The sequence below is a fragment of the Lawsonibacter sp. LCP25S3_E2 genome (assembly GCF_052117285.1).
Lineage (GTDB): Bacteria > Bacillota > Clostridia > Oscillospirales > Oscillospiraceae > Lawsonibacter.
In genome coordinates this window covers 1-5,853 of record NZ_JBQKJL010000038.1, presented here as the reverse complement: position 1 = coordinate 5,853, position 5,853 = coordinate 1, and the positions used below count along the sequence as shown (strand labels likewise).

The window sequence follows — 5,853 nt, the reverse complement described above, 5'->3', positions numbered from 1 at the left end:
TACATGAACATGAAGCACTTGGAGGCGGCTCTGTACGACGCCTCTATTGCCGGCTGACTTCATTCAGCCGGAGCCTGCAAATAATTTTGCGCATAAATCTTGACGGCACCGTAACATGGGTGTAGCTTCTGTTTCCGAGTATGTGGCGTCGTTAAATGAAGAGCAACAGCGACATATCTGTTCATTCATTGAATTTATGAATACGGAATTTCCCCATTTGACCAATAAGATCTCCTTCTCTATGCCCATGTGGCTGTTGGGGAAAAAGATGAATGAGGGATATGTGGCAGTCTCCGCAGCGAAAAAACATTTCTCTATTCATTTTTCCGATGAGGAGTTTTTGAACCGTTTGGCCGAAAGCCTACCTGCCTGCAAAAAGGGAAAGCGGTGCATCAACATCAAATACGGCGATGAAGCGTCCCTACATGCAGTCGAAGAAAGCATCAGCGATTTTCTGAAGCTCTATCGCTCTGAAGGGAGTTCCTCCCTATGAATGGTACAGAGGAAATCGGCTGCTGCGGCGCCTACTGCAAGACCTGCCGTGAATTTGAGAAGACCTGCAAGGGCTGCAAACCGGGGTATCTGGATGGCTCCCGGGATTTGAGCCGGGCCAAATGCAGGATGAAGAAATGCTGCCTGACTAAAGGCCACATCACCTGCGTAGACTGCGCGGAGTACGAGTTTTGCGAGACCGTTCAGGCCTTTCTCAACCATCCCGGCTATAAATACTCCAAATACAAGCAGGCACTGGAGTTTATCAGCGCCCATGATTATGCTGCCTTCATGAAAGCAGCTGAAAATTGGAAAAACGCCTATGGTAAATACCCCGAACAGGACAACTAAAAAGGCAGTAGCGCCCGCTGAACATCCACAGACTTCAGCGGGTGCTATTCTTTGTCTATAGCTTGTTAAATACTGATACGCCCGATACAAAAGTTTTACAAGGAGAAAGCAGCGTGCCTATAGGCGCAACGCTTTTCATAGTTCTATTTACAGGTACACCATATCCACCAGTTGCACTCAATAGCAATCAGATGCTACTTATGAAATCCGCAGGCCCCACGGCAATGTTTTTCAGCTCCAGGATGCTGTTCCACTTATCGGTCACTACACATTCAGCACTGACACCATCGTTTTTGTAACAGCGTCCTTTCCTTTTTCCGCTCTGGCATGACTCGTTTTTCGAAAACATCAGGTATTTGCTCCAGAAACTCAGCTTTTTAATCTCCAATCTGGTTTGGGTTCAGGCCGTTATCTGCAGCAATGCCCCTCAGCTCCTGTTTCCACTGGAGAACCCTAGAGCTGTCTTCAATTTGAATTCTGGTGTATTTATCCTAATTTAACGTGCTCATAATTAAAAAACATGAGCTAAATTATTGATTATTATAATAAAAAGCTACTATTTGACATACTAATCAATATGTGTTATGCTAAATAGAACAAATGTTCCTAAAGTTAAAAATTATTTTGCCGAATCAATAAAATGTGTTATAATTATATGGCTTATAAAGTTTTTTATAAAAACATTCTTGTATAAAGTTATAAGGGAAATTTAAAGGGAGGCTAATTTAGATGCCAGAGTCGGAGAAAAATTCTATATTGTTAATGTTGTCTGGAGGGCGCGATTCTTTTTTGTCTGCATGTAGATTGATAGAGCAGGGTAGACGGGTGCATATGATTACCTATGACAATAAATGTATCTCTAATCTGAGAGGGGCTCAGGCGGTAGCAGAGCGTATTATCCAGAGATACGGATCTGAAAAAGCTGTGTTTGTAGGAATTCAAAATATAACAGCTCATTTATATCGTTTGCAGAAAAATTTTTTATATCAAACTCTTCAAGAAAGTAATAAAAAATATCCTAATCTTAGACCCGCACAGATACCTTGTTTAGCTTGTCATACTGGTATGTATATCGAATCAATAGCGTATTGTAAAGCACATAGTATTCCCACTATTGCTGAAGGCGCAAGAAAAGTACAAGGTTTCTTTGTGGAATTACCTGAAATGGTGGAACGTTATGAAGCCTTGGTCAATGAATATCATATTTCCCTTGAACTTCCTGTGTATGAATTAGAAGATAACTGGGAACGCAAATTGGAATTAATGGAACAAGGGCTTGTGCCTAAAACATTTGAACCGCAATGTTGGATTGGTTGCCCTTTGGGGAAAGAATTAAGCAAAGAAGAAAAGGACAGCTTAGCTGCATATTACGATGCTGAAATAAAACCTCAGCTTAAAAATTTGATTGAGCGACGGACGGTCGCTATGAAGAATGAGACAACACTGACTACCGAAGATGAAATCTACTGATAATATTAAACTGCGAAAACGATATGCTGTTTTGGTACCGGCGTGCATGTTAGCTCCAGGATTACAGGTTGAAAAAAGGCCCGGTCATCACTGGGGATATGAGTTTTTAGATTGCATTATGCAGTTTAATGTTGATATCATACCATTACCATGCACAGAGTCTATGTTTCGTGGATTCTTTCATGGGCTGCAACGAGAAAAGCGCGGTGTCTTACGTTATGAGGCGTTAGAAGGGTATATAGAGCACTGTGCAAAATTAGCTAAACAATCGGCAGACCAAATTGCTGACATGCAGGCTGGTGGATATGAATTTTTGTGTATACTTGGAGTTGAAAATTCTCCATCCTGTGCAGTTAGTCGAATATATTCGAATAAAGGGACATTAAAGCGTGCGGGCATTTTTTATCAATTGCTTCACAGTGAATTGGAATTGAGAGATATAGAAGTTCCTGCTATCGGAATTCTTAGAGGAAGACATAAGAAGGCCATTTCTTTATTGGAAGAGACGCTTTCTGTGTCTGTAAAATAAAAGAAAAGGCGATGATGGGGATTGACAATTACTTTTGCTATGCGAAATGTAACATCCAAATCAGTTAAAACAGTTATGTTGCGTAAGTTTTTTCAGATGGTTTTTGTTGGGATGGATCGCAAGTCACTTCATATCTATACTGCCACAATAATCGGAGCATCAAGTGACGGGTATGATGCACAAAAGCTCAAGAAAGAGAAACCTTTTTGCAGTGAATTTGGGAAAGTACCGGATTTTAGAATGCTCTTTGATATTACAATCGCCGGGAATGAAACCAACGCGGTTAAATATATTCGGCACGAGGATATTACAGATATTCCTAAAAAAGGTATGTTTTGTCAGCTTCCATATTTAAGGAAAGTCTGGGGAGATAATTGTAAAGTAATTTATAATGATCAAAATGCATTAGAAAGCCATTTTCCAAAGTGTTTAAATGAGACTTTAGCTAAATATTCCAAGAAGAAGATGCTTTATGTACATGAAGAAAAACCGTTTTACGGATGGCTTTTGGATTCTAAAGCAATTCCTGGAAAGTTGGAAACGGGAATAGATATTGCAGATGTAGAAATGATAAAAGAAGACTATACCAAGAGAGATATTTATGCGATTGATGTTCCTTTTGATGATATGCCAGCGGGAATGGAACTGGTGAATTGGATACGCACTACCATTCAGTTCAAAGCCGATATTGATGACAAAGATTTTAACTATTGCATCCAGAATCCGATACCGAGAAATCCGAAGAAGGAGGACTGTGAAGGTGTAGAGGGGAACCATCCATATGCACTCCTATGTCCAGATTTTACATGGTATTTTTCGCCTCCGGTAAAAACATATATTGATACACATAACGCGACTGTTGAAATCAAACATAAGCATGTAAATTCAGAATGTACAGACTGCCCGTGTCCGAAACGGGGAGAAGTGCATGCCAAAAATGAAAATGACAAGTACCATGATGGTATAGGGCCAGTGCCCAATAAAATGACGGTAGAGTTTGATTTTTGGTGCGAAGAAAAAATTAAGTCTAGGCAAAAATATCGATTTGCAGCAAAAGACATATCCCTAGGCGCGGAAGACTTTAGCAGTGTTTCAGAAATAATGATATGTCTTGACATGACGGATGATCACAGTCGAGGCAATCGACAATACATGATGGGATTGTTTATTTCTTTTGCGTTAGGATTTGGTATTGACGGGACGCGTTTAGCAGGAGTAGAGCAATATTTCCCCGATATTTTTGGATTTCAAGCAGATTTTTTATGGGTAGCTTTTTTATTTCTCTTTTCACTTACGATGTTGAGTCGACCTCCAAAAGTTAATGATCAGATGGATGTATGGGCATCACGTTTAAGAAAGGCAAGCTTATTTTTATCTTGTTTCTGGTTTTTTGTTATTTTTGCCTGTACAGGGAATGAATTCCTTACAGCTAACATAAAAAAATATGATACCATATATATCTCTGGAGCTCAGAGTCTTTACTGTATAATTGTTTTTATCGAAGTTTTTTATTTGTGCTATCTAAAATTACGCCACAAAGACCGTGTTTTAAAAGGAATTTTTGGAGAAGATATTCTATAAGAGGATTCTAGTATGTTCATAGCAATTGATGGGCCAGATGGCAGCGGAAAAACTACTCTTTCAAAATTATTGGTAGATCATTGGAAGAGCGAAGGCACTGCCGCAGTTTACACTTGTGAGCCGACATATGATAGTGAGCCGGGAAAACAGTTGCGTCAAATAATGAGATCAGGAGAAATTATAGATATTTATGCCTTTGCAAATCTTTTTGTAGAAGATCGGAAAGAGCATATCCGAGCGTTTATCATGCCAGCGATTATGCGAGGTGAAATTGTTGTATGTGACCGATACAAATATTCTGCGCTGGCATACCAACAATTGCAAGGTGTGGATGCAAACTATTTGATCGAGAAAAATTGGACATGTTTAGTTCCAGATTTTATCTTCATTTTGCTGCCGCAAGATTCAGAGGTTTTGTGCAGAAGGATTGCACAACGTGGAAAGGCACATGATGTATTTGAAGAGCGTAACTTCTTGCAGCGTACGATTTCCTATTATGAAAAATTGCCGGAATATTTTCCAGAAGAGAAGATTTTCTTTCTAAACGCAGAAGATACGCTGGAGAAGAATGTTCAACGAATAAAAAAAATAATATCTAAATAACTATAAATGAGTCTAATCCTTGGCCCTACCTATTCTAGGTAGTGTCAAGGATTGGACCTGCTGACAAAAGTTCCCCCATTCCCATGGAATAATTGAAATAAGGGAGTTATGGAGCATGATGGGACGACAGAGTGGTCAAATGAGCATGGAGATTCTGGACATAGTAAATTGATTCCTAGCGATTCCCGTAAGACTTGTTTTAATATAGTCGGTGTGCGCAAAAAATTTTGCCAGCAACTTCTATCCTGCGTTTTACAGAGGGTATTTAAGGTTCAATACCTCGGAATGACTTTACATAATGAGAAAACAGAAAATATGGGCTGAAGTCAGTTTTGTTGCTATGAAAAGAGCGCAACCTTTTAAAAATTCAGAAATGAGGCATGTTCGCAGTAACCGAGGAACGCCCCTGTCTATCATTGCATTAAGCATCAAAATGATAGTTCAGGCTATCTTTTCTGCAATATATATGGAAAAATATCGGCTGAGAACATGATTTCTCAGTTCATATATTAGGCCCAACTCTCGGTGTTACTCAATGGTCATGCCGTCTTTCTAAAAGCGGCGGAACACCAGCAAAACGTACACATAAAGTACCCAGAATAAAATCCCCCAAATAAGCAGTACCGCCCGCTGAATATCCACGGATGTCAGCGGGCGCTATTCTTTGACTATAGCCTGTTAAATACTGATACGCCTAATGAGCTAAACCAAATCCATAGATAAGGTACAATAAGTTGCGCAAATTGAAAATCGCATAAAAGAAGACATAGCTTGCAGGCTCTGGTAGAATGAAGTTACCACACAAACATTCGAAAGGAGCAAGCAAA

At 39.7% G+C, this 5,853-nt stretch carries 6 protein-coding genes; all 6 read left to right on the top strand.

What is annotated here, in order from left to right:
* The first annotated feature begins 115 nt into the window (after positions 1–115).
* The 6 genes from ACTQ3R_RS16070 to tmk all read left to right on the top strand — a co-directional run bounded on the left by ACTQ3R_RS16070 (position 116) and on the right by tmk (position 5,026).
* A complete protein-coding gene (locus ACTQ3R_RS16070) occupies positions 116–493 on the top strand; it encodes a DUF1801 domain-containing protein (protein WP_441780173.1) in 378 nt (125 codons plus the stop codon).
* Positions 490–843, top strand: coding sequence for a DUF3795 domain-containing protein (locus ACTQ3R_RS16065; protein ID WP_441780174.1), 354 nt, complete (start codon positions 490–492; stop codon positions 841–843). The genes ACTQ3R_RS16070 and ACTQ3R_RS16065 overlap by 4 nt, the downstream gene beginning before the upstream one ends.
* A gap of 729 nt (positions 844–1,572) precedes the next feature.
* A complete protein-coding gene (locus ACTQ3R_RS16060; RefSeq protein ID WP_441780175.1) occupies positions 1,573–2,313 on the top strand; it encodes a hypothetical protein in 741 nt (246 codons plus the stop codon).
* Positions 2,300–2,842, top strand: a complete 543-nt coding sequence (locus ACTQ3R_RS16055) for a hypothetical protein (protein WP_441780176.1) — start codon at positions 2,300–2,302, stop codon at positions 2,840–2,842. Before ACTQ3R_RS16060 ends, ACTQ3R_RS16055 begins: the two co-directional genes overlap by 14 nt.
* 21 nt (positions 2,843–2,863) lie before the next feature.
* Positions 2,864–4,423 (top strand): hypothetical protein, encoded by a 1,560-nt coding sequence (locus ACTQ3R_RS16050; protein ID WP_441780177.1) that lies wholly within the window; start codon positions 2,864–2,866, stop codon positions 4,421–4,423.
* Positions 4,424–4,435: 12 nt separating this feature from the next.
* A complete protein-coding gene (gene tmk / locus ACTQ3R_RS16045) occupies positions 4,436–5,026 on the top strand; it encodes a dTMP kinase (RefSeq protein ID WP_441780178.1) in 591 nt (196 codons plus the stop codon).
* Positions 5,027–5,853: the final 827 nt, after the last annotated feature.

What these genes read in the sequence shown, in the direction of transcription:
- tmk (WP_441780178.1), top strand. Translation starts at nt 4,436, where the DNA reads ATGTTCATAGCAATTGATGGGCCAGATGGCAGCGGAAAAACTACTCTT.
- ACTQ3R_RS16070 (WP_441780173.1), top strand. Translation starts at nt 116, where the DNA reads ATGGGTGTAGCTTCTGTTTCCGAGTATGTGGCGTCGTTAAATGAAGAG.
- ACTQ3R_RS16065 (WP_441780174.1), top strand. Translation starts at nt 490, where the DNA reads ATGAATGGTACAGAGGAAATCGGCTGCTGCGGCGCCTACTGCAAGACC.
- ACTQ3R_RS16055 (WP_441780176.1), top strand. Translation starts at nt 2,300, where the DNA reads ATGAAATCTACTGATAATATTAAACTGCGAAAACGATATGCTGTTTTG.
- ACTQ3R_RS16060 (WP_441780175.1), top strand. Translation starts at nt 1,573, where the DNA reads ATGCCAGAGTCGGAGAAAAATTCTATATTGTTAATGTTGTCTGGAGGG.